Annotated in this window: 20 protein-coding genes; 16 read left to right on the forward strand and 4 right to left on the reverse strand. The window is 51.0% G+C overall.

Annotated features, from left to right (window positions below; translation table 11 throughout):
- The first annotated feature begins 281 nt into the window (after positions 1–281).
- The 3 genes from asnB to ACFO9Q_RS07880 all read left to right on the forward strand — a co-directional run bounded on the left by asnB (position 282) and on the right by ACFO9Q_RS07880 (position 4695).
- Positions 282–2192, forward strand: coding sequence for an asparagine synthase (glutamine-hydrolyzing) (gene asnB / locus ACFO9Q_RS07870; protein ID WP_379180459.1), 1911 nt, complete (start codon positions 282–284; stop codon positions 2190–2192).
- A gap of 81 nt (positions 2193–2273) precedes the next feature.
- The gene (gene nagZ / locus ACFO9Q_RS07875) at positions 2274–3626 is read left to right on the forward strand and encodes a beta-N-acetylhexosaminidase (protein ID WP_379180461.1); all 1353 of its coding nucleotides are present in this window, start codon (positions 2274–2276) and stop codon (positions 3624–3626) included.
- A gap of 178 nt (positions 3627–3804) precedes the next feature.
- Positions 3805–4695: an AraC family transcriptional regulator gene (locus tag ACFO9Q_RS07880; RefSeq protein ID WP_379180463.1), complete on the forward strand. Its 891-nt coding sequence runs from the start codon at positions 3805–3807 to the stop codon at positions 4693–4695.
- Between the two features lie 3 nt (positions 4696–4698).
- On the opposite strand, the gene ACFO9Q_RS07885 is transcribed toward ACFO9Q_RS07880, so the two are convergent.
- The gene (locus tag ACFO9Q_RS07885; protein ID WP_379180465.1) at positions 4699–5850 is read right to left on the reverse strand and encodes a Gfo/Idh/MocA family protein; all 1152 of its coding nucleotides are present in this window, start codon (positions 5848–5850) and stop codon (positions 4699–4701) included.
- A 201-nt stretch (positions 5851–6051) separates the two neighbouring features.
- Between ACFO9Q_RS07885 and ACFO9Q_RS07890 the strand changes: the two genes are divergently transcribed.
- Positions 6052–6936: a helix-turn-helix transcriptional regulator gene (locus tag ACFO9Q_RS07890; RefSeq protein WP_379180467.1), complete on the forward strand. Its 885-nt coding sequence runs from the start codon at positions 6052–6054 to the stop codon at positions 6934–6936.
- A gap of 40 nt (positions 6937–6976) precedes the next feature.
- On the opposite strand, the gene ACFO9Q_RS07895 is transcribed toward ACFO9Q_RS07890, so the two are convergent.
- The 3 genes from ACFO9Q_RS07895 to ACFO9Q_RS07905 are packed head-to-tail and all read right to left on the reverse strand — an operon-like array spanning position 6977 to position 9755.
- Positions 6977–7948, reverse strand: coding sequence for a DMT family transporter (locus tag ACFO9Q_RS07895; protein ID WP_379180469.1), 972 nt, complete (start codon positions 7946–7948; stop codon positions 6977–6979).
- Positions 7941–8741 carry a sugar phosphate isomerase/epimerase family protein gene (locus ACFO9Q_RS07900; protein WP_379180471.1) on the reverse strand — a complete coding sequence of 267 codons (801 nt, stop codon included), beginning with the start codon at positions 8739–8741 and terminating at the stop codon, positions 7941–7943. The genes ACFO9Q_RS07895 and ACFO9Q_RS07900 overlap by 8 nt, the downstream gene beginning before the upstream one ends.
- A gap of 18 nt (positions 8742–8759) precedes the next feature.
- Positions 8760–9755, reverse strand: coding sequence for a hydroxyacid dehydrogenase (locus ACFO9Q_RS07905; protein WP_379180474.1), 996 nt, complete (start codon positions 9753–9755; stop codon positions 8760–8762).
- Between the two features lie 149 nt (positions 9756–9904).
- Between ACFO9Q_RS07905 and ACFO9Q_RS07910 the strand changes: the two genes are divergently transcribed.
- From ACFO9Q_RS07910 to ACFO9Q_RS07965, 12 genes are all read left to right on the forward strand, one after another.
- Positions 9905–10825, forward strand: a complete 921-nt coding sequence (locus ACFO9Q_RS07910) for a helix-turn-helix domain-containing protein (protein WP_379180476.1) — start codon at positions 9905–9907, stop codon at positions 10823–10825.
- A gap of 104 nt (positions 10826–10929) precedes the next feature.
- The gene (locus ACFO9Q_RS07915; protein ID WP_379180478.1) at positions 10930–12033 is read left to right on the forward strand and encodes a fatty acid desaturase family protein; all 1104 of its coding nucleotides are present in this window, start codon (positions 10930–10932) and stop codon (positions 12031–12033) included.
- The gene (locus tag ACFO9Q_RS07920) at positions 12014–12331 is read left to right on the forward strand and encodes a MocE family 2Fe-2S type ferredoxin (RefSeq protein WP_379180480.1); all 318 of its coding nucleotides are present in this window, start codon (positions 12014–12016) and stop codon (positions 12329–12331) included. The genes ACFO9Q_RS07915 and ACFO9Q_RS07920 overlap by 20 nt, the downstream gene beginning before the upstream one ends.
- Before the next feature lie 14 nt (positions 12332–12345).
- Positions 12346–13602: an NAD(P)/FAD-dependent oxidoreductase gene (locus ACFO9Q_RS07925; RefSeq protein WP_379180482.1), complete on the forward strand. Its 1257-nt coding sequence runs from the start codon at positions 12346–12348 to the stop codon at positions 13600–13602.
- Complete coding sequence (locus tag ACFO9Q_RS07930) at positions 13603–14583, forward strand: aldo/keto reductase (RefSeq protein WP_379180484.1); 981 nt, start codon at positions 13603–13605, stop codon at positions 14581–14583.
- Entirely contained in the window at positions 14564–15472 is a 909-nt protein-coding gene (locus ACFO9Q_RS07935; RefSeq protein WP_379180486.1) for a creatininase family protein, read from the forward strand. Before ACFO9Q_RS07930 ends, ACFO9Q_RS07935 begins: the two co-directional genes overlap by 20 nt.
- Complete coding sequence (locus ACFO9Q_RS07940; protein WP_379180488.1) at positions 15469–16422, forward strand: hypothetical protein; 954 nt, start codon at positions 15469–15471, stop codon at positions 16420–16422. Before ACFO9Q_RS07935 ends, ACFO9Q_RS07940 begins: the two co-directional genes overlap by 4 nt.
- 299 nt (positions 16423–16721) lie before the next feature.
- Positions 16722–18488, forward strand: coding sequence for a sensor histidine kinase (locus tag ACFO9Q_RS07945; protein ID WP_379180490.1), 1767 nt, complete (start codon positions 16722–16724; stop codon positions 18486–18488).
- Positions 18488–19576 carry a response regulator transcription factor gene (locus tag ACFO9Q_RS07950; RefSeq protein ID WP_379180492.1) on the forward strand — a complete coding sequence of 363 codons (1089 nt, stop codon included), beginning with the start codon at positions 18488–18490 and terminating at the stop codon, positions 19574–19576. Before ACFO9Q_RS07945 ends, ACFO9Q_RS07950 begins: the two co-directional genes overlap by 1 nt.
- A 179-nt stretch (positions 19577–19755) precedes the next feature.
- Entirely contained in the window at positions 19756–20727 is a 972-nt protein-coding gene (locus tag ACFO9Q_RS07955) for an ABC transporter permease (protein ID WP_379180494.1), read from the forward strand.
- Positions 20728–20777: 50 nt separating this feature from the next.
- Complete coding sequence (locus ACFO9Q_RS07960) at positions 20778–21656, forward strand: carbohydrate ABC transporter permease (RefSeq protein WP_379180496.1); 879 nt, start codon at positions 20778–20780, stop codon at positions 21654–21656.
- Between the two features lie 138 nt (positions 21657–21794).
- The gene (locus ACFO9Q_RS07965) at positions 21795–23339 is read left to right on the forward strand and encodes an extracellular solute-binding protein (protein WP_379180499.1); all 1545 of its coding nucleotides are present in this window, start codon (positions 21795–21797) and stop codon (positions 23337–23339) included.
- Positions 23340–23366 lie beyond the last annotated feature (27 nt).

The following is a 23366-nucleotide window of genomic DNA, read 5'->3' on the forward strand; positions in this document are numbered from 1 at the left end:
ATATGTGGACCAGCATGGGGAAACAGTGAGCAAGACAATAAGTTACTTTTAGCAATCTCCTAGCTTAAAAGCAAGTAGAGGCCACGTTGCATGACGTGGCCTTATTTATGTTGCTATTGAATTCAATGAGGACTAGAAGGTTTACAACATGGTTACATTGTAGGTATAAACCCGATACATCCTTGTATGTGATGGAAACATAGCAGCGTTATAGTTGCTTGTAGATACTAGTTCCGCAGATATGGCTGGCGGAATAACGTGTCGAGAGAGGATTAGGTATAATGTGCGGAATAGCAGGAATTGTAGCATGGAATGAGCGAACCAGACCAAGCCGATCACAGATCGAGCGTATGGTTGCAGAGATGAAGCATAGAGGCCCTGATCAGACGGGCATTGAAGTATTAGATCGGATCGGGCTCGGCTTTGCCCGATTATCCATTCTTGATCTGCACACGTCCGGCAATCAGCCGATGACGAATGAGGACGAGTCTATGTGGCTTGTTTTCAACGGGGAGATCTATAACTACAAGGAACTTAGAGGACAGCTGGAGAGTGTCGGACATCGGTTCAAGTCTCAGACGGACTCTGAGGTTATTCTGCATCTCTATGAAGAGTACGGGGAGAGCTGTCTTGATTACATGCAAGGCATGTTCTCCTTCGCTGTCTGGGATCGAAGCAAGAGAAGGCTGTTCGCGGCAAGAGATCACTTCGGCATTAAGCCGTTCTATTATTATAAGGATAAGGATCAGTTCGTCTTCGCTTCCGAGATTAAGAGTATACTGGCGTGCGGTGACATCCTGCCTATCGTGAATGCCAGCTCTCTGTCACACTATCTCACGTTCCAGTATGTTCCTCATGCTGAGACGATGTTCGAAGGAATCAAGAAGCTTGAACCCGGTCATCTGCTGCGGATTAATGAAGGAGGGAAGATGGAGATCAAGCGATACTGGGAGCCTCGATTCGAACCGGAGAATCGGCCGATTGAGACGTTCGCTGAGGAGCTCAGGTCCGTTATGAAGCGCTCTGTTCAAGAGCATACGGTAAGTGATGTTCCGCTAGGGAGCTTCTTGTCCGGTGGTATCGACTCAACCTCTATCGCAGCATACTTAGCTAAGGAACAACCGCTGAAGACGTTCTCCGTTGGCTTCGAAGGGAACAACAATGAGACGATATTCGCAGCCGCAACAGCAGCTCAGCTGGGGACGGATCACTATGAAGAAGTCATTACACCAGAGCAATTCCTCGAGGATACAAGAAGGGCTGTATGGCATATGGATGAGCCGGTAGCTGACCCTGCAGCTATCCCTACGTATCGGGTCTCGGAGCTTGCGAGCCGGCATGTCTCCGTCGTCCTGTCTGGTGAAGGAGCGGACGAGCTGTTCGGCGGATACGGCATCTACAGAGAACCAGGATCCTTGCGTCCCGTGTCGTGGGTCCCAGAGCGGTGGAAGCCGCGTCTGCATCAGATGATTGCTGATCTGCCAGGCTCCTTCTACGGCAAGAACTATCTGCTCAGGGGGCTTACCCCTCTGCAGAAGCGATTCATTGGCAATGCTCGAATCTTCAATGAACAGGATAAGCTGGAATTGATCAAGCTGTATCCTGGGGACGGGAGCCTCCCAGAGCTTGATTCAACAGTGTTGACGAGAGAGATCTATACGAATAATGCTCACTTGGACGAGGTAAGCCGCATGCAGATGGTTGATCTGCAGCTGTGGCTGCCTGGCGACATTCTTACCGTATCGGATAAGATGAGCATGGCGCATTCCCTTGAGCTTCGCGTACCGTTCCTGGATAAGAAGGTATACGATATTGCAAGGAGGATACCGCATACACACAGAATTGCGGGGGGCACGACGAAGCATGTTCTTCGGGAAGCTATGGCAGGCATCGTGCCTGACAGTGTGCTGAAGCGTCCGAAGCTGGGATTCCCTGTTCCGCTCAGGGACTGGATTCATACGAGCATGGGAGACGCGATGCTGGAGCAGATTGAAGGCAGCGGAGCGGAAGAGTGGCTGGACATGGAACGGACCCGTGAGATGCTTCACTTGCACCGAGCAGGTGAGGGGGACTACTCTCGCAAGCTATGGACGATCTATATATTCGCTCTATGGCATTCTTCCTACATTAAGGTTCATGAAGAAGCACTACCTGTACGCCGATATGATCCGCAGATCGCCGCAGATGCTTAATGAATGCTTAATGAATGTGGATACTATGATGCTTCATAACCAGGCACCCAATGAGATGACAACGAGAGGAAGGTTATTGGCATGAACGGCAACTTACAACGATACGCATACATCGTAGTGTGCATCACCTTATGCTGCGCCATTCTGTCAGCATGCGGCCTTGACAAGTCTGGAGAATCGCTCCCAGCCGAGCCGAATGCGGGCGAATCAGCGTCCGAGGAGCCGCAGCCCACTAGTGAAGGGGCAGATTCAGCTGAGGAGACACCTGAACCGACTGCTGCTGAAGCCCCTCATCCCCCTTCGGAGGCGGTGCCGCCCCGATCAACAGCGCATTCTCAGGATGTAGACATTACGAATCAGATTCGTGGAATGACGATTGAGGAGAAGCTCGGACAGCTGGTCTTGGTTGGGTTCCAAGGCACGGAGGTGGACTCAGAGACCGCTGCCATGATGAGCAAGTCACATGTGGGAGGCTTCATTCTGTACAAGAATAATCTGCAGAGCTCGCAGCAGATGGTGAACTTGCTCAATCAATTGAAGGCCGCTAATCATAAGAGCTCATCCATTCCTCTCTGGCTAAGCGTCGATCAAGAGGGAGGTCTCGTGAACCGAATGCCGGATGAGTTCACCAAGGTTCCCCCGGCCTCAGACATTGGACGGGTGAATCGCCCTTCCTACACGTACGGAATCTACCAAGCGATAGGCAAGGAGCTGTCGGCCATCGGATTCAACATGGACTTCGCGCCCGTGCTGGATATCAACAGTAATCCGAACAATCCGGTCATTGGGAGCAGGGCCTTCGGCACAACTCCATCGGTCGTTAAGCAGCAGGGACTGTCTGCCGTGAAGGGTCTCAGCTCAGCGCAGGTTATTCCTGTGGTGAAGCATTTTCCCGGACATGGGGATACTTCGGTCGATTCCCATCTAGCCTTGCCAGTCGTAGGGAAGAGCTATGAACAGTTGGAGAGCTTCGAATGGAAGCCGTTCAAGGCCGCGATCGATGGGGGAGCAGATGTGGTCATGGTGGCACATCTGCTCGTCCGTCAGATCGATCATCAATATCCTTCGTCCATGTCCTCTAAGCTCATGACAGGCGTTCTAAGAGAGAAGCTCGGCTTCAAGGGCGTAATCATTACGGATGATATGACGATGGGCGGCATTAGCGACCATTACAAGATTGGTGAGGCAGCTGTCCGCTCCATTCGGGCAGGCAGTGACATCATTCTAATCGGTCATGGGCACGAACAGCAGCTGGAAGTGCTTCGAGCGCTTAAGGAGGCGCTGAACAACAACGAGATTACAGAGGAACGTCTCGACGAGAGCCTGTATCGCATCCTTCGCTTGAAGTCCAAGGCGAAGCTTGAAGATACTTCATTACCATCCGCAGATGTTCAGCGTGTGAATGAGGCAATCCAGGAAGCATTGAAGTTATAGTCAAGGGGCAAGGAGGCTGACATATACGCACGGACTTCTCTTCACGTTATCCTTCACAATCGTGTATGATTAGGGGCAAGGAGTGGAACAGCACTTGGATCTGGATCTAGACCTGAACCCGGACCCCGAAGCGGATCCTAGGAGCTGCCACTAACACGATGACAAGGAGAGAGTACGGGTGCATGAAGTCCGAGTGGATGCGAGCCGCCTGCCTCTCATCAGAGATGTAGGGACTACTCTAACGAATATGGGGTGGATTCACCCTAACCGAACGGCAGAGTTCAATGTGCTGATCTATGTTATTGAAGGTCAGATGCAAGTGGTTGAGGACGGGACAGAGTACCTGCTGCAGGAAGGGGAAGCCTTCTTGCTCAAGAGCGGTGTACCTCACTTCGGAGGAGAGGGCACGCTGCCTGGCACTTCCACGCTATGGCTCCACTTCTATGATGCCATGGAGAGAGAAGTGCCTGTCATGGATCGGGGCAGTGCGCAGCTTCAACAGCTTCAATCAACCTACACGGTGTTCACCCGTAAGGAATACGACTATCAGCTCGTTCTACCCAAGCGAATGAAGGTGAAGAATGGCTCATATATGATACGCAAGCTCAGGGAACTGTACGAGCTGTACAGCTCCTCTCAAGAATTCCGTCATATCTACATGAGCCTTGGCGCCATGGAGGTGCTCCTGGATCTATATCGGCAGTCACAGGAGCATCAGTCGAGGAGCAAGTCGGATGTGTTGGTGTCGCGAATGATTGCCTACTTGGAAGAGCATAGTCAGGAAGAGCTTCGTACGGAGCATATGGGGGATAATCTGCACCTGAACTATCGCTATATGAGCACACTGTTCAAGAAGAAGCTAGGCGTAAGCATCTTCAGGTATCATGAACAGCTGCGAATTCATCAAGCGGCCGAGCTGCTCAAGAACACGTCTATGAACATCTCGGAAGTTAGTTATACAATGGGCTATGCCAGCCCATTCTACTTCAGCCGAGTGTTCAAAAAGGTAATGGGAGAAGCCCCGTCCGATTATACGAGAAGCATCTACCGGATGCGAGGCGACGGATAATGTCTATTCGAACTTGGGAATGATGACTTCCTTGCCGCCGTTCATTGCTGATTCATGGGCGCATATGCCTGCAGCTGTCCAGTTAGCGGCGGTAACGGCATGAATCCATGGCTGGCGCTCCTCGACAATACTGCGGACGAATTCATGAACAAGATGCGGATGGGAGCCGTGGTGCCCATTGCCTTGGAGAACGGACTGATGCGGATTGTTCGAATCGAGTTCGATCTGGCCCGTTAGATGCGAAGCGAGCTCATCCGGCAGCAGATCCGGCCGAGCAGGCGCCTTCACCCTCTCTGTCTCTGACTTGCTTCCTCGCTCTCCCATGCTGGCAGTTCTATTGCGGAACACCATTAGCGCTTCATCCTCCATATGCCATTCCACCGTTGCTTGCTCACCATAGATATTGAAGCTCTCCATGTATGGACGGACCGTCTGGAACAGCGTCCGGGTAACTTCCGCGCTAACCTGTCCATCTTCGAGCTGGAAGATGGCGGTCTCAACCGGATAGGGATTGCCGTACTGCTGCACGAGCTCATCTGCCATGACACCTGATCCGAGGCAATGTACCTTCGTCGCTCTTGTCCCTGCAATAGCTAGCAAGGGAGCGATGGCATGGGTCGCATAGTGCATCGGAGGAAGTCCCTTCCAATACGGCGGCCAATTGACCATATCTTGATAATGGGCTCCGCGCAGGAACTGAATGCGGCCGAACTCGCCTTGGGCGTGCATCTGCTGCGCCAGCAGGAACTGATAGGTGTAGACCGCTGTCTCCATCATCATATAGTTCTTGTTGCTGCTCCTCTGAGCGGCGACGATAGCCTTCAGTTGTTCAATGGTTGTAGCCATCGGTACGGTGCATGCACAGTGCTTGCCTGCTTGCAATACACGGATGGTCTGCTCCGCATGTCTAGGGATTGGCGTAATGAGATGCACCGCATCAATATGCTCCGCACGCAATACGTCATCAAGAGTATGGAACCGTTCGTCGAATCCGAACTTCTCCCCGTATTGATTCAGCAGTTCCTCGTCTGTATCGCAGATCGCGACATGTTCCACATCAGGATGTGCATGATAGATGGGGGCGAATGCGCCTCCGAAGCGCAGCCCGACTAGGGCTACACGAAGCTTTTTGCCATTAGGCTGGGTGTTGCTCATCGCATAGATCTTCCTCTCTCCTGGAGTATGGGGCTAATAGTCAATGACTTAACTTGACGATTAACCACTTCATCCTATTATTCCTGATTACAGATTCCATGCGAATACAGCGTATGATAGATTACCTGTACTCTGTTCAGGTGTTCCCGGCCTTCTGTTATACTAAGACCATACTTAATTAAGATGAAGGCAGGGAGCTTCATGAGCAGACAGCTATACACGCTCGCTCCGTCGGAGACGCTGGAGGAGCTTCAAGAGATATTCTATCCGCCCTATATTACACTGGCTCATATGTTCCATGCTCCCGAGCAATGGGCCATTCGGTCAAGAGTGCTTAAGCAATATCAGCTGCAATATGTGCTGGAGGGAGAGGCCATCTACCAGATTGAAGGAATCTCCTATGGGACGAAGAGGGGGGATCTCATCTTCCATGGTCCGGGCGAGCTGCATAGTGTAGAGACCTTGCCGAGGAAGCCCTATGTGTGTATCTCAGTCGTCTTCCACTTCGGAGAGACCGAATTCCCAGTTCGCGACTTCATTGGATTCGAAGGAAGCAGTTCGAACTCCCCTCACCTAATGGGCAGCTTCTCCGATCACCCTCTCGAGAACAAGCTGTCCGAGCTGGTGCATCATTATCGCCACCCGGGACTGTATCATCAACAGATGGCCCAGCACCTGCTGCTAGGCATTCTGCTTACCCTTGCCGATCGGAAGCGGGGGGATGATGAGATGACGAAGGAGGCGGCGGGGACAGCTAAGCTTATTCTTGTTCGCAATTATATTGACGCGCATATGAAGGAAGGCTTCCGTCACCAGCAGCTGGAGCAGCTAACCGGCTGGAGCCGTAATTACATAATCACCCAATTCAAGCGGCTGTTCGGCATGTCACCCCTCCAATATCTGGTCTGGATACGCCTCGAGAGGGCGAAGCAGCTGGCCTTGCAGTCCGGCTATTCCTTCGGTCAGATTGCTGAGGAGGTCGGATATGCAGACATTCACGCCTTCGGCAAAATATTCAAAAAAAAAACCGGCATGAGTCTCAGCCAGTTCGTAGCGACCCTGTTCCGAGATACGCCGGATCGATAATTAGATAGTTGCCGGGAAGGGACAAGCCTGGCTTGTCCCCTTACAGTTGACTCGGCAGCTGTGAATGCTGCCTGCGTGTCGGTCTCAGCTGACTGACTCTTAGACCTAACAGGATGAGGACGGATCCCATGGCAAATCGCAAGGTTAGCGCCTCACCCAGCCATACAGCCGATAAGGCCACACCGAAGAGCGGCTGCAAATACAGGAATGGAAGGGCAACCGAAGCAGACAGACGGCGAATGGCCCAGCCATAACCCCAGTACGCGAAGGCTGTACATCCGATGCCGAGGAAGGCCAGCCACCCGATAATGTGGGTGGAAGGCAGCATGATTGTCCAGGCTTCCAAGGAGAACAAGCTGGCAGATGCGCTGCCCCCGCTCACCCCCCCTGCAACATATAAGAACAACAACCCGGCAGTGAGCACATGAACATTCGCGGCCGTCAAGGAATAGCCGCGTGCATAGTGAGCCATTCCCTCGGTATATAACGAGAAGGAGATCATCGCTCCTAATGCAAGCAGGTCGCCGACCCAGATAGAGGCATCCCCGCTGCTGCTCGGCCATAGGATGAGGGCAGAACCAGCCAACGCTACTGCTGCTCCTGACCAGAACATTCCAGATATGTCCTCACGGAACAATAGGCGTCTCAGAAGCTTCGTACAGATGGGCGTTAACGCCATGATGAGAATGAGATGGCTGGCATAGGTGCGCTGGGCGGAGAGGAAGAACAGCCATTGCATGAGGCCATAGCCTGCAAGGCCAACCATCCAGAGGGGCAGCAGTCTTCGCAGCTCCCATCCCGCAGGAGAGGATGAGGCGTGCCGCTTCTCCAGCCATAAGAATGGCAATAACGACTGGATTCCGAAGATCGTCCGCCACTCCGCCACCTGGAGAGCAGGCAGACTGGTGCCAATATGCTTGCCAACAACCCCGGCAGATGACCATAGCAATACAACAAGGATCATGAGGAAGCAGGGCAACGCTGCACTTCGCGCCGCTGACCGGCTAGACATGCTGCACCCGGTTCATATAAGAGATGAAGTGCGGTAAGGAGACCTCCGGACTCTCTAGATGAATATGGTGCATTCTCTCCCACTTGAAGCTGACCCAGCCGTCGAAGCGAGCTTGATCATAATGCTGCAGAATGCGTTCATAGGGAACTTCCCCATACCCTGGAAGGACATCGGGGAATTGCCCGCCGGATGCGATGACATCCGCCACATACAGCTGCTTGACGTAAGGCTCGAGCTGGTCCAGCTGGTCGAACACCTCTTCTTCCAAGCGGAGACAGTGGTCTGGTGACAGCAGCATGCCAATTCTAGGATGATTCGTCATCTCTAGCAGCTTGACGAGTCTCGCAACCGTAGCATGACTCCGATGGTTCTGGAGATGGATGGCCACGCCTGACTTATCTTGATCTACTACGCGTTGCAGCAGCTCCGTAGTACGATCTCTGTACCAATTCGCCTCGACAGTCGTGGGCAGACTGCAGAACATTCGCACCGACTGTGCGTGAATGGCATCAGCAAGCTCCAGCCCTCGCAGCAGATAAGTCTCGAGCTCACGCCAGGATAACTCGCTGCGATCTACACCAGGGTTATACAACAGCAGGCTGCTCGCTGCTATGTCATGCTCGCTCAATAACTGATTGATGTAATGAATGTCTTGATCCGTGGAACGGACCGTCAGCTCACCCTGATTGGACAAGCGCAGATCAATGCCTTGATACCCATAGGTTCTCGCCGCCTCAATGGATTGCCGGCAACTGTATCCCGGTGTAGCAAGTGTCGTATAGCTAAGCTTCATGTCAATGATCGCTCCCCGTTATACTGTCATTCGCTGGAATTGCTTATGCGATATCTCCAATTGCAGCGGTTCCCCCGCCATGTACCTGCGAATCTCATCTACCAGTCCCATCGTATATCCTGCATAGTCAGTATCACCTGCACAATGAGGCTGGAGAATGACTTGCTTCAGCTTCCTTAGTTCGCTGTCTAGGGGAAGCGGCTCTTGTGTGAAAACATCAAGCACCGCACTTATGCGACCGCTTGACAGCTCGGCGGTCAAGGCTTGCTCGTCAATGAGCTCTCCCCTTGATGTGTTCACTAGGATGGCACCATCCTTCATCATGCTCAGCATCTGCCCATTCAGCAAGTGATGGGTCTCGTTCGTTCGCGACGCATGTACCGTGACGAGATCGCCCCAAGAGAGGACATCGGGCAAGCTCCGTACCAGCTCCGCTTCTGGATAATGAAGAAGATCTTCCTCCTGGATGTATGGATCATAGATTCGAGCTGTAATGTTCCACGGCCGCAGAAGCTCCAGTAAGAATCGTCCAACCGTACCCAGTCCCACGAAGGCTATCCTTCGGCCGAATAAGCTTACCTTGTCATACTTCATCCAATTCCCTTGCTTCATGGCCTGATCATGCTGAGGGATATGTCTGAGTGCTGACAGCATATAGGCGAGCGTTCCTTCTGCTACATACTTGGCCATGATCTTATTGGCACTGCTGACCTTAATTCCCCGATTATACACTTCATCTGTTAGGAACCGCCCAACCGAGGCGCATACATGAGCAATCATCCGAAGGCGGTGAGCATTCCTCAGCGAATACTCGTCGAATGTCGGGCATCCAAGCCAGCTGTGGGTCATACAGATATCAATGTCCCTCAGCTCTTCTGCAAGCTCCGTCTCGGTCATCGTTCTTCCGTATTCATTCATGCGTACATTCCCTATTGCTCGAAGAGATGTCATAATGTGCTCAGGGAAGAATTGATCTCGAAGCGGACTCTTCTGCATGGTGATTAGTATATTCATGTCAAGCAGCTCCCTTTTCCTATTTCCTTTTCATACAGTGTAAGCTAGCTTGATGCAAGTAAGATTGCGGTTTTTTAATGAAAAATTACTTTATCTTTCGATAAGGAGCAGCATAGCCATCCACTTCACTTCAGGAGGAGCCTATATCTATGTCACAAGACAGAGCCATCCCCGCTTTTGCCAAGCTGTATCAGCATATTGATTTATTGAAGGATCCCTTCCCATTCACGCTCACCTATCGCGATTCCGGCACCCTGCCCACAGTCCTTCATGCCCATGATTTCTATCAATTCTGTTATGTGCTAGGGGGCTCTTGCATTCATGACATTCATGATACACAGGTCGTGTTAAGCAAGGGGGACTTCTTCTCGGTGCCTCCATATATGTCTCATAGTCTGAGAAGGGTAGAGGATCAGGACGTATCTATCGCCCAGATCGACTTCAAGTCGAGCTTCTTGGAGGAGCATCTGACGTATGCTGAGCAGCTGGACGGAATTGTTGACTTTGCTTACTTCCACCCCCTGCTTCACTCTACGGAGCAGCTCCTGCCGAAGCTGAACCTGAATTATGATTCACAACGGCAAGTGGAGCAGCTTATTGACCATATGAGAATAGAGATCGAGGAGCAGCGGCCCATGTATCAGCTTGCCGTGCGGGCAGAGATGCTGAAGCTGCTTATTATTGCTGGCAGGGAGTTCAATGCGGCATGGGAGGGCAGGGAGGAGCACGGCCGCTTCAAGAGGAAGAAGCAAGCGCTCCTGCAAGCGATCGAGTACATCGACAATCACTTCACGGAAGAACTGCATCTGGCGGACGTGGCGGAGAAGGCCTTCATGGCTCCGGCATACTTCAGCAGCGTGTTCAAGGCGATGACCGGTCAGAACTTCACGGCTTATGTGAATGGAATGAGAGTGAAGAAGGCACAGGAGCTGCTGAAGTCGACGACGATGCTTATTACAGAGATTCATCTGGCATGCGGATTCAATCAAGCAAGCCACTTCATCGACACCTTCAAGAGACATACTGGAGTGACGCCTTCCGCTTATCGGAAGCGTGCTTCAGAAGTGTGAGATTGGATACATCTTTCACAATGTGAACCAAATACTTCTTCTTCGTAAGCGCTTATAATGAGATCATTATATGACAAAAGTCAGATTAATGGAGGAGATTCATCATGAGCGTCTCTCAACTCAAGAGGGATTATAGTCTCACAGGGCCAGAGAGCAAGCTTGCAGTTGAGCGGGGACTGGCATCCGCAGAGTGGTATGCATCGCCCATTCCACGCAAGCGAATGAAGGAATTAATGAAGCGAAGCAATGGTCCAGCTATTAGGGATACGATCATATGGCTCAGCCTGCTAATCGGCGCAGGCATTGTTGCCTACTACTCATGGGGAACCTGGTGGGCGGTGCCAGCCTTCCTCGTATACGGTATTCTCTACTCTTCGCCCGGCGATTCGAGATGGCATGAATGCGGACACGGTACAGCGTTCAAGACGCCTTGGATGAACGAGGTCATCTATCAATTTGCCTCCTTCCTAGTACTCCGGCCAGCAACGCCTTGGAGGTGGAGTCATGCAAGGCATCATACGGATACGTATATTGTCGGTCGCGACCCCGAGATTGCCCAGCCAAGACCGCCAGTCTGGCGAATTATACTTATGGAGATTATGCACCTGTATGCGGGTCCGCGGGATGTGAAGCGGATGTTCCTGCATTGCTTCGGAATCATGGACAAGACGGAGAAGGAATATATTCCGGCTACGGAGTATCGCAAGACGTTCTGGGAGTCACGGGTTTATGTACTTATTTTCATAGCGGTCATTGGGGCTTGCATCTATACAGGAAGCATCCTGCCGGCGATGTTCGTGATCCTGCCTTCCTTCTACGGCGCCATTCTCGTCCTTGTGTTCGGGCTTACGCAGCATCTTGGGCTAAGAGAAGACGTGCTTGATCATCGCCTGAATACACGGACGATCTATATGAATCCCGTCTTCCGGTTCCTGTACTGGAATATGAACTACCATATTGAACATCATATGTTCCCGATGGTTCCCTATCATGCGCTGCCGCAGCTGCATGCCGAGATGAGAGGGGATACTCCCGCTCCGAGCCCTAGCTTGTGGTCAGCCTTCAAGGATGTGGTGACTGCCTTGTGGAAGCAGCGCAAGGACCCGACCTATACGATCCATCGAGCATTGCCGCCTACCGCACAGCCTTATTGGGATCCAAGCACGATATCGAAGGGAGAACTGCACTATGCCGCAAGAGTGGATTGAAGTATGCGAGGTTGACGAGATTGACGAGGAGGATGTCATACGGTTCGATCACGGCCCTGTATCACTAGCTGTGTATCGCTCAGACAAGAACCAATTCTACGCCACCGAAGGCTTCTGCACGCACGAGAAGGTTCATCTGGCAGATGGCCTAGTGATGGGGAGCACCATCGAATGTCCGAAGCACAACGGGCGCTTCGACTATACGACTGGTGCAGCGAAGAAGACTCCGGCATGCGACGCGCTCAAGACTTATCCCGTACAGGTGGAATCCGGCAAGGTCTATGTGAAGATTGACTAAGGAGAGAACACATCGTGACAGATGCAGGAATGGTTATAGTAGGAGCAGGAGAGGCTGGAGCAAGAGCGGCCATAGAGCTTCGTGAGTGCGGATACACAGGTAAGATTACGCTGATTGGCGGGGAAGCAAGGAGACCGTATGAGCGGCCTCCTCTCTCCAAGGCGGTATTAACAGAGTCTGAAGAGCCCCAGCCGGCTTATATTCTCGATAATCACAGGCTCGCAGAGCTTGCCATTGACCTGCTTGTCAGCGTGCAAGTGACAGAGATTAACCGTGTGAGCCATCACATTACCCTAAGTGACGGTTCACCTGTTCCCTACGAGAAGCTGCTGCTGACGACAGGTGCAAGCCCCCGCAAGCTCGTCATCCCTGGTTCGGATACAAGCCGTGTGCTTCATCTCCGCTCCTTCGAGGATGCGCAGGCCATACGGGCGAGCTTACTTCCGGGCAAGCACATTGTAGTCATCGGGGGCGGATTCATCGGACTCGAGGTAGCAGCCAGCGCTAGGGCGAGAGGCTGTGACGTGACGGTTGTCGAGGCAGGACCGCGAATTCTGATGCGCGGAGTGCCTGAGGCCATTGCCGAAGCGGTGGAGAGGAAGCACCGAAGCGAGGGAGTCTCCTTCAAGATAGGTGTAGGTCTAGCTAGCTTGCAGGCAGACGGGGAAGAGCAGCTCCTCACCCTTGCAGATGGCACGACTATTCCTTGCGACACGATCATTGCCGGTATTGGAGCCGTACCCGAGACGGCGCTTGCTCAGCAAGCTGGGCTTCTCTTGGACAATGGGATAGCCGTTAATGATCTGCTGCAGACGAGCGATCCGGATATATACGCAGCGGGCGATTGCTGCTCATTCCCTCATGCGCTGTATGGACATAAGCGTATTCGGTTGGAGGCTTGGAGGAATGCTCAGGATCAAGGTATCGTTGCTGCACGGAATATGGCTGGAGCTGAGGAGCGGTATAAGGCCGTCCCATGGTTCTGGTCAGACCAATATGACGTGACGCTTCAGGTAGCAGGCTTGATCGGCATAGGAGGAACGACGGTTACGAGGGAGCAGCAGGGCGGGGAGCAGATCTATCTGCATCTGAATGATTCCGGCGTACTTGAAGCGGTGAGCGGGATAGGAAGCGCCAGCTTGTCTAAGGATATTCGACTGGCTGAGATGCTCATCGAGCGTCAAGCGGTGCTGGAGCCTGCGGCTCTGGCCGACCCATCGGTGAAGCTGAAGGCGCTGCTCACGACAATAATACAGGGAGTTGAGGATTAGGTGAGAACGGCTATATTCGCAGGAGGCAGCGAGCAGGTGACTCGGCTCGGATTCGGAGCGATGGGTCTTGGAGGAACACTTGGGACGTATACGGAAGAGGAATTGGTCAGCTCTCTGCTGCACAGCTTAGACCAAGGCATTACGTTCATTGATACAGCTCGTGCGTACGGAGAGTCAGAGCGATTGGTGGGCAAGGCTCTGAAGCAATGGAGCGGGGTAAAGCCATTCCTTGCTTCCAAGGTTCAGTCGCTAGGTGAGGGCAGCGTAGGCTGGGGTACACCCATTCCGGTCGAGAGCGCTTACCCAGCAGGCTGGCTGCGCAAGAGCACCGAGATCTCGCTTAGAGAGCTGGGCGTAGACACGATCGACTTAATGCAGCTTCACCAGTACTGGCCGCAGTGGAGCAAGCAGGACTATTGGCTCGAGGAGCTGCTCAGGCTGAAGGAGGAAGGCAAGATTCGCTATATCGGCGTATCTCTCCCAGACCAGCGGCATGATATTGCTCTCTCGCTAGTGAACAGCGGACAGATTGACTCCATTCAGACGGTGTTCAATATATTCGATCCCCTTCCGCTGGATTGTCTCATCCCGGCCTGTGAAGAGAACAACGTCGCGTTCATCGCGCGTTGTGTTATGGATGAAGGCGGCTTAAGCGGATTCTTAACGGAGGAGACGACGTTCGAGGAGGGTGACTATCGCAAGTCCTACTTCGATTATGTACCTCGCAGCATGTATATCGAGCGTATTGATAAGCTCCGTAAGTTCATTCCGCAATATGCCGATAACTTTGCTGAGCTGGCCATCAAGTTCGTATTGAAGCATCCTGGCGTCACGACGGCGCTCGTGTCCATGCATGTGCCGGCTTACGCTGACCAGAATATTGCTGCACTGGCGAAGGAGCCTCTGCCGGATGACATCTTCGAGGAGATCTTCCGCTATCATCGCTGGGTGAGGAACTTCTATGACACGAAGTTCTGGTAGCGGGGGCAAGGTGTGGTGGGCAGAGCTGCTGCCCTGGGAGTTCAAGCAGCGCTTGGCCGAATGTCCGGTCGCCTACCTTCCCCTTGGATTATGCGAGCCGCATGGCCAGATAGCAGCACTAGGACTTGACACCATCAAGGCGGAGTGGCTGTGTGAGCAGGCTGCTCGGCAGGCTGGCGGGATCGTAGCGCCGACGATGGGGTATCACATCCATGAATCCGGCTATCATGCCAGATGGCTGGAGGACACAGTTGGCGAGCATAATCCGCATATGACGGGAATGCCGCCGCATGTGTACCTGCACTTCTTCCTCTACCAATTAAGGGCTCTCGTTCATGCAGGGTTCAAGGCGATCTTCGTCATCTCGGGACATAGCGGAGGCAATCAATTCGATCTGAGGCGGGCAGCAGCAGCCTTCACGCGGTTGTCGTCCGTTCCTGTCTATGTAGCCAGCGATCCTGAATTGGTAACCGGGCAGTATGAGGGAGATCATGCAGGCAAGTATGAGATCTCGCAGCTCATGTATCTGCGTCCAGAGCTGGTTGACTTGGCAAGAGATCATCTGCATGACATAGATGAAGCTGGAGGAGCTCTTGCCATTGGGGACAATGCCCGTGAAGCAAGCGCTGAGCTTGGAGAGCATATTATGCAAGCCTGCCTCCGCCAGCTCATCCAAGAGGTAGAGAGAGTCCCATTGGGCCAAGATAAGCCAGCACGAAGTATGATGACTTACGAGATGATTGAGGGGCTGTGGCAGCAGCTATGGCAGGAGCGGGCAGATTGGGTCACCTCCCAGCCTCATGAAGATCAGCTGCCAGTTACGCCTGGTTCCCAGTGGAAGCAGGCCGAGCGAGCTCTTCATCAACTATTCGGGAGCGGTGAACGATGACTTATCGGATAGAGAATACGTCCTATGCTGGATTCAAGGCGATCACATTGGAATCCAGCGTGATGAGCGTCACGGTCATTCCTGAGCTCGGAGCCAAGATCGTCTCTATGCTCTATAAGCCGACTAGCAAGGAGTGGTTAATCGGCGCTGGCAGCAGGGGGCTGCGCACAGTGGACTACGGATCCGACTACGGGCAGGCAGACTTAAGCGGCTGGGATGAATGTTGTCCAACCATAGTTGCCTGTGACTATCCAGCCCAAGGGCCGTTCCATGGCAGAGCTCTGCCCGATCACGGGGAGCTGTGGTCCATTCCTTGGTCTGCAAGGGTAGAGGGTGAAGCCGTCACCTGCGAGGTAGAAGGTCGAGCGCTGCCTTATTCCTTCAGTCGAACGCTGTCTTATGTCGATGATGACACGTTCAGGATGGCTTACCGCTTGACTAACCTAAGTGATGAACCCTTATCCCTATTCTGGTGCGCCCATCCGCTCTTCCGAGCTACCGAGCATACGGAGATGATTATGCCGGATGAAGTGACCGAGCTGCTCTGTGTCGATGGAGGCAAGCATCTTACGGCAGGCAAGAAGTATGCTTGGCCGGATGGGGATGGACAATTGCGGGGCGGTCTTAGTCGAATTGGCTCTGCAGAGAGTAAGGACTCGAGGAAGTTCTACGTAGATGGCAAGGTCGAGCAAGGCGTTACCGGATTGTACGAGCAAGACAGCAAGGAATACCTCATACTCGAATGGCTGCCGGAGCAGCTGCCGTACTTAGGAGCCTGGATTAATGAAGGCGAGGTTATGGAAGAGGCGGTATGTGCGCTGGAGCCATGTAACGGATTCTATGACAAGCTCGATGACGCTTACGGAAGAGATCAACTGCTTCATCTGTCTCCAAGACAGACGGCGGAGTGGCAGCTTGACGTTCGATTAGGGCGTGGAGCCTGGAGATAAGGCATGACGTATGGTAGTTGATTTGTATAGAATAAGGGATAGATCTCGGGTCATGCCCGGAGGTCTATCCCTTTTTGCTACAGTGCGTGTATGGTCCCGTCCAAATATTGTCCCAGCGATATCGAAATATAATCCTGTATCCCGTCGCAGGACAAGCCTCTATAATAAGTAGAATAATGTTGCCTGCTGAAGTACTCTACTCTCAATTGAGATGATAGAATAGACTGAATGCATAGTGGAATAGGGGACATGCGATGCTTAACACCATTAGAAGCTCATTGCAATGGAAGCTAATGCTCATGATTACATCTATTATTATCCTTGTCGTCACCGCAATCGGGAGCTTCAGCTTCGTCAAGAGCTCGAAGGCGATAGACCATGATGTGGAACGATTCAGCAGACAGATTCTTAAGCAGGCCAATCTTAATCTTGGCCGGTACATGAATGACAGCCAGCACTTCTTCCAGACATTAGTCAGCTCTCAAGAGCTTCGGCAATGGGCCAATGCCCGGAACAAGTATGAGACTGTTACTATCTACCAATCAATAGCGACAAGGTTCATTGAGCCCTTCGTCACCTATCATCCTGAGCTGCTGTCCATTATGCTGTATAACGCGAACGGCAATGAGAGTATCTACCGCAGTGATAAGAATCCCAATATCTACTTGAATACGAAGTATTCAATGTTGAGTGATCCTACGATTGTTAACCAGCCACTGGAGTCTACAACGGAACGGCTCATTCTGTTCTCAGACAGCTACACGGACAAGTATTCGCAGTCCATTCGCGTGCCGGTACTTAGGTATTATCATAAGCTTAATTACGACGGACAAGAGTTCTATATCGTTATGGACTTGTCCCTGCTCGCCATGCGAGAGATACTAGATGAGATTAACTTAGGCAGCAACGGCTATGCGATGCTCGTTGATGAGAATGGGAAGATTGTCTCCTCACCGCACACCGAACTGATTACGACTACAATTAATGAATCGCTTGCAGAGCATATGTATCCTGATCCTAACGGCTCGAGTTATCTCGAAGCAACGAAGGAGATGATGGTCTATCAGTCCCTTCCTAGGATTGGATGGAAGCTGCTGGTCATTATTCCGTACAGTGATCTAGCGAAGAGTATTACAGATATTCGGAACTGGACGATTATTATGACCGCAGCAGGAGTGCTTATCGCGATCATACTGGTTATGCTGGTAGCAAGATCGATTACTAAGCGGCTTAAGGAGCTGCGCCGTACAATTAAGCAGACGAGGATGGGCAACTTCGACATTCGCTTGAATGTACAAGGAACTGATGAAGTAGCTGAGCTAGGAGCAGCGTACAATCTGCTGCTCGATCGAATCGATAGCTCTGTCACCCAGCTTGCTGAGACGAAGCTGGTGCAGCAACGAGCTATACTATCTGCGCTGCAGTCACAGATTCACTCTCATTTTTTCTACAATGCGCTTGAATCCATTAATTCAATGGCTCATCTGGCAGGGCATAAGGAGATTAGGCGAACGACGGTAGCTCTCTCCAATATGCTGCGGTATACGTCCAACTATCAGGATGCCGTCGTTACCATTCAGCAAGAGATGAAGCATCTGTCAGACTACATCCGAGTACTTGAGAGTGTCTATCGGGATGCTATTGAGTTCAAGATTAATACGGATTCATCCATTCATGGAGCACAATGCTTGAAGGCAATCGTGCAGCCCTTCGTCGAGAATTGCATTAAGCACGGGTATGAAGTGATGGGTAAGGGATTAATCGTCTACGTTCACGCTTATCGAACCGAAGAAGGAGCAATTCGCATAGACATTGAAGATAATGGAACAGGCTTCACAGAGGAGAAGCTGAGAGATCTGCAGATGGCGCTTCATCAACTGAGGCCCGAGCACTTCAGTCAACTATCCAATATTGGGGTGCTGAACGTCTGTTACCGGCTTATAACCTTCTACGGCGAAGGGTTGGCAGAGCTGCAAGTGGCCAGATCACATTATGGAGGAGCTAGAATATCCTTGTTATTCCCGTATCGCGCTGTTCAGGAATCAGGAATGGAGGACTACGCCTAATGATACGTGTATTAATTGTAGATGATGCTCCCGTCATCCGAGAGAGTGTGAGTGTTGCCGTAGAGGAGTGTGCGGATACGATTATTGTCGCAGGCCAGGAAGAGAATGGGCTCAGCGCGCTTGCTTGGCTGGAGGAGAATTATGCAGATCTATGTATTACGGATATTCGTATGCCAATCATGGATGGACTCCAGTTAATACGCGAGATTAACGATCGCTATCCATGGATGAAGTGCATGGTTGTGTCGAGCTACGATGACTTCCAGTACGCGAAGCAGAGTATTCAACTGAATGCCATAGATTATATTCTGAAGCCGATCGACGAGGATCTGCTGTATGATGCGCTAATGAGGGCGCAGAGCAGCCTAACGCAGGAACGCAATCGGATGGCAGCTGATCTCATCCTTCGCAAGCTTCCGCATCATCACGATATGATGAATAGATGGCTGGATCAGATTCGCACCCTGAACGCTGCTACCCTCCCGCTGCTCATTGTAGATACGCTCGATATGCTGGAGCATTGGGTGGAGGGGGAATATTATCGTCTGAACGCACTGTCTAATCTGTGGCTTCGATCGATTATTGAAGAGCTTACGACCGAGCAGTTCACATTAGAACTGGATGAAGGGAAGGACCTGGGGCTGGGTGAGGCTACACTGCCTGTATCCAGGCTGCGAAGCTACTTCCGCTTATGTGCCGTTCGAAGACTGGAGGAAGGCGCATACCGGCTCATGGATACGATGAGAGGCGCCAGAGATCAGCCGACCATTAAGGCCATAGGGCAGATTAAGCGCTATATCGCAGAGCACTATTGCGAATCCATCAACCTGCAGGATCTTGCCGACCAAGTGGCTATGAACAAGTCCTATATGTGTACGCTGTTCAAGCAGGAGACCGAGATGACTATCTGGTCCTATATTGTAGGTGAACGGATGCGCAAGGCCCGCGACATGCTGCTGCAGACGAAGGATCGCATCTACGAGATTGCAGGCGCAGTCGGCTATGAAGATGTTGCGTACTTCTCCCAGCTGTTCAAGAAGCATTACGGCATGACGCCTAATGATTACAAGCGAAGAATGGACGCCTAGACGGTTAGATTGGTAGGAATAGAGCCTTCCCATGCGGAACCCATGCGGAGGCTCTTTTTGATGAATCATATTCAGATATAACTCCCAAATATCCTCATAGTAACAACAAAACATCCTCTATTCGAACTATGACTTCCACCCTATATAATATAAATAGAACAGAGAAGGAGTGGAGCTAGATGAGAAGTGAGCAAGCGGTCCCAGGGACAATCGCAATACAGAATACAGCGAGTAAGCCAATTAAGAAAGAATCGTTCTGGAAATACGTCATGAAGAATCACGCCCTATACGTCATGCTTACACCGATGATTATCTTCTTTCTCGTATTCAAATATTTCCCGCTGCTTGGAAGTGTGATTGCCTTTCAGGATTATAATATTTTCACAGGATTCACCGGCAGCAAGTGGGTAGGGCTCCAGTGGTTCGAGGTGCTGTTCTCTAATCCGCAATATGTCACGATTATAAAGAATACGCTCGTCATTAGCTTCTATCAGATTGTATTCGCTTTCCCAGCCCCTATTATTCTGGCATGCTTGCTTAACGAGTTGCGCAACGTAGCGTTCAAGCGGTCCATCCAAACGGTTATCTACTTGCCGCACTTCTTATCCTGGACGCTGGTCTATGGCCTGGCTTACATGATGTTCTCTACCCAATCAGGACTTGTTAATACTCTACTGGGAAGCTTAGGAGAGCCGGTTGTTAACTTCCTTGATTCTACAGAATACTTCAGAACGGTAATAGTAGGAGCAGGGGTGTGGAAGGAAATGGGCTGGAGTGCCATCATATTCCTAGCTGCCTTATCTGGAATTAGTCCTTCCCTGTACGAAGCAGCCAAGATGGATGGGGCCAATCGATGGAGACAATTCATGCATATTACCTTCCCGGGCCTGCTGCCAGCTATCGTAATTCTTCTATTGCTCAAGATAGGCAACGTGCTTGATGTTGGATTCGAGCAGATCTACATCTTCCTAAGCCCAATGACACTTGAGATCGGTGAAGTTCTTGATACGTATTCTTATCGCGCAGGTATTATTAATGGACAATTCAGTATTACAACAGCAATTGGGTTATTCAAGTCAGTCATTGGATTCGTCCTGCTCGTAAGCGCGAACCGATTAAGCAAGGCTCTTACCGGTGAGGGATTATATTAGTCGGGATCAGCTGTCCTTGCGGCATATTATAATCGAGGAGAAGTGAAGGTATGTATATTAAGCAAACAAAGGGAGAACGGGCATTCGATGTATTCAATCTTATTCTGCTAACCTTACTTGGAATTGCTGCTCTTGTCCCTATTCTTCATGTCGTGTCCGGCTCTCTCAGCTCACCAGCAGCTATCACTCATAACAAAGTATTTCTATGGCCGGTTGAGCCAACCTTGGAGCACTTCAAGCTGGTAGCGAATACAGACGCATTCTGGAAGGCTGGCTGGATGACTATTCAAGTTGTTCTTATTGGAACCTTCATCAATATGTGTCTAACCGTGTTTGCTTCTTACCCCCTGTCTAAGCTTCATCTTCGGGGCCGGAAGCCGCTCCTTCTATTCGTCATCTTCACGATGATTTTCCAAGCGCCTATGATTCCTGTGTACATGATGGTGAAGGAGCTGGATATGCTTAATACGCTCTGGGCTCTAGTTATACCCGGTGCCATCAGTGCATTTAATATGATTCTGTGTATTACCTTCTTCCGAAGCTTGCCTGAAGAGCTATTCGAGGCAGCCAAGGTCGATGGAATGAACGATTACCGAATTGTGCTCTCTATCGTAGTCCCGCTGTCCAAGCCCATCTTGTTCACCTTGCTGCTGTTCTATGCGGTAGGTCACTGGAACAGTTATATGACCCCGCTCTTGTATATTAATGACCGAAGCTTGCAGACGCTGCAGATGTATCTCTACTTCTTAATGCAAGGCTCCATGTCAGATATTGCAGCGGGTGCATCAGCGGAATCGAGCTTGTCTATGGTTCCTAAGGCGCTTGAGATGGCTACTATTGTGCTTGCAACCTTGCCTATTGTCATTTTGTATCCGTTCTTCCAGAAACATTTCGTTAAGGGTGCTACGCTTGGTTCGGTCAAGGAATAGAGATGACCTAGTCTAAGTAGGTCATGATCTCATCTAAGAATGGTATGTCGATCCGTACCAGGATCTTCATATATAATGTAAGCATTAAGTTAGAAGGGGTACTGTTGCTTCACACCAACCTTGAGGAGGAAAAAAGAGATGAAAGCAGCACAAAAGTGGGTCAGCTTGTTAGTGGTATTATCCTTCATGATTGCATTGGTAGCGTGTTCATCAGGTAATAACGGAGGCAATAAGGAAGAGGCAGGGACAGGTGAGAGCCCGGCTCCTACTGCGGATGCAGCTAAGCCTGCCAAGATCTCAATTATGACGAATGACTTCAGCCAGCCAGTCCCAGGCGGGAAGAGTATGGATGATCCTACTCTGAAGTATCTGGCTGAGAAGACGAATACCGATCTGAATGTGATCTTCCTGCCGCAAGGACAGGCTGATAATCAGAGAAGAATCAAGTTCGCAGCAGGTGAGATTCCAGACGTAGTGCAAGGCTATGGGGTTGATGGTGAATTGTATATCAACAAGCAGCTTATTCCGCTTGATGAGCTCATTGATCAATATGGTCCTAACCTGAAGAAGGTTATCCCTCAAGCGGCATGGGACGGTGTGAAGCGTGATGGCAAGATCTACGCTATTCCAGAGGCTCCCAAAGGTGATTCGCTCGTTAACCGTGTTCTCTACGTTCGTAAGGACCTGATGGAGAAAGCAGGCTATACAACACCGCCCAAAACAACTGACGAGTTCCTGGATCTGCTTCGCAAGCTGAAGGCACTTGATCCTAACCTAATCCCTTACTCCGCTCGTGAGAACTTCACTTGGCTTGACAGCATTGTAGGCATGTTCGGAACATCCGTGTTCGGAGGAGAGCTGGAGGACGGTAAGGTTGTTCCTAGCAATACGTCCAAGAAGATGAAGGATGCCTTGACCTTCATTAAGCAGCTGTATGACGAGAAGCTAATTGACAGCGAATTCATGACGAATAAACGTAACACTTGGGAACAGAAGATTCAGAGCGGTCAAGTAGCAGTATGGACCCATGCACCTGACCTTATCGTAGACTGGCAAGATCGTCTGAACAAATCATTGCCTGGTGCTGGTGCTCAAGTGGCCGTTATTCCAACACCGAAAGCTCCTGGCGTAGAGCAAGCTGGCTTCAGCCGTCTTCCCTACAACAAAGCCTTCAGTATCACCACCGCTGCTAAAAATCCAGAAGCGATCATTAAATTCTTCGATTGGCTTGTGACAGAAGAAGGACAAGAATTTGTCAACTTCGGCGTACCTGGCATTACGCATACGAAGGATAACGGCTCCATCTTCTACAATAAGCAGCTTGATGTGGATAACAAGACTTCCATCTGGAGAGTTCAAGCTTTCAACCTAGCGGGCTGGAATGAAGAGCATATGAAAATCCAAGTTGGCCAAGATGCCGTTAACCTGCTTAAGGCTACCTATGAAGTTGGCAAGCAAGATGGTTATAATTCTATAACACTAGGCATGCCTGCAATTAAGTCCTCTCTTCCCGAGGTTGGCGAGTTCGGTACAGCTACAACGATGTTCGTAGAGACGGCTTCTAAAATTGTTCTCGGTGATCAGAAGATTGAATACTTCGATACGTATGTTAGCAATTGGAAGAAGCAAGGTGGAGACGAGCTTATCAAGCAAGCTACTGATTGGTATAACACTAAAAAATAAATAAGAACGAAAAAAGCAAGGGAATCT

The organism is Paenibacillus sp. GCM10023252, assembly GCF_042653305.1.
GTDB lineage: Bacteria > Bacillota > Bacilli > Paenibacillales > Paenibacillaceae > Pristimantibacillus.

Coding starts and splice junctions, on each gene's coding strand:
- asnB (WP_379180459.1), top strand. CDS start 282: ATGTGCGGAATAGCAGGAATTGTAGCATGGAATGAGCGAACCAGACCA.
- nagZ (WP_379180461.1), top strand. CDS start 2,274: ATGAACGGCAACTTACAACGATACGCATACATCGTAGTGTGCATCACC.
- ACFO9Q_RS07885 (WP_379180465.1), bottom strand. CDS start 5,850: ATGAGCAACACCCAGCCTAATGGCAAAAAGCTTCGTGTAGCCCTAGTC.
- ACFO9Q_RS07890 (WP_379180467.1), top strand. CDS start 6,052: ATGAGCAGACAGCTATACACGCTCGCTCCGTCGGAGACGCTGGAGGAG.
- ACFO9Q_RS07895 (WP_379180469.1), bottom strand. CDS start 7,948: ATGTCTAGCCGGTCAGCGGCGCGAAGTGCAGCGTTGCCCTGCTTCCTC.
- ACFO9Q_RS07900 (WP_379180471.1), bottom strand. CDS start 8,741: ATGAAGCTTAGCTATACGACACTTGCTACACCGGGATACAGTTGCCGG.
- ACFO9Q_RS07905 (WP_379180474.1), bottom strand. CDS start 9,755: ATGAATATACTAATCACCATGCAGAAGAGTCCGCTTCGAGATCAATTC.
- ACFO9Q_RS07910 (WP_379180476.1), top strand. CDS start 9,905: ATGTCACAAGACAGAGCCATCCCCGCTTTTGCCAAGCTGTATCAGCAT.
- ACFO9Q_RS07915 (WP_379180478.1), top strand. CDS start 10,930: ATGAGCGTCTCTCAACTCAAGAGGGATTATAGTCTCACAGGGCCAGAG.
- ACFO9Q_RS07920 (WP_379180480.1), top strand. CDS start 12,014: ATGCCGCAAGAGTGGATTGAAGTATGCGAGGTTGACGAGATTGACGAG.
- ACFO9Q_RS07935 (WP_379180486.1), top strand. CDS start 14,564: ATGACACGAAGTTCTGGTAGCGGGGGCAAGGTGTGGTGGGCAGAGCTG.
- ACFO9Q_RS07940 (WP_379180488.1), top strand. CDS start 15,469: ATGACTTATCGGATAGAGAATACGTCCTATGCTGGATTCAAGGCGATC.
- ACFO9Q_RS07945 (WP_379180490.1), top strand. CDS start 16,722: ATGATTACATCTATTATTATCCTTGTCGTCACCGCAATCGGGAGCTTC.
- ACFO9Q_RS07950 (WP_379180492.1), top strand. CDS start 18,488: ATGATACGTGTATTAATTGTAGATGATGCTCCCGTCATCCGAGAGAGT.
- ACFO9Q_RS07955 (WP_379180494.1), top strand. CDS start 19,756: ATGAGAAGTGAGCAAGCGGTCCCAGGGACAATCGCAATACAGAATACA.
- ACFO9Q_RS07960 (WP_379180496.1), top strand. CDS start 20,778: ATGTATATTAAGCAAACAAAGGGAGAACGGGCATTCGATGTATTCAAT.
- ACFO9Q_RS07965 (WP_379180499.1), top strand. CDS start 21,795: ATGAAAGCAGCACAAAAGTGGGTCAGCTTGTTAGTGGTATTATCCTTC.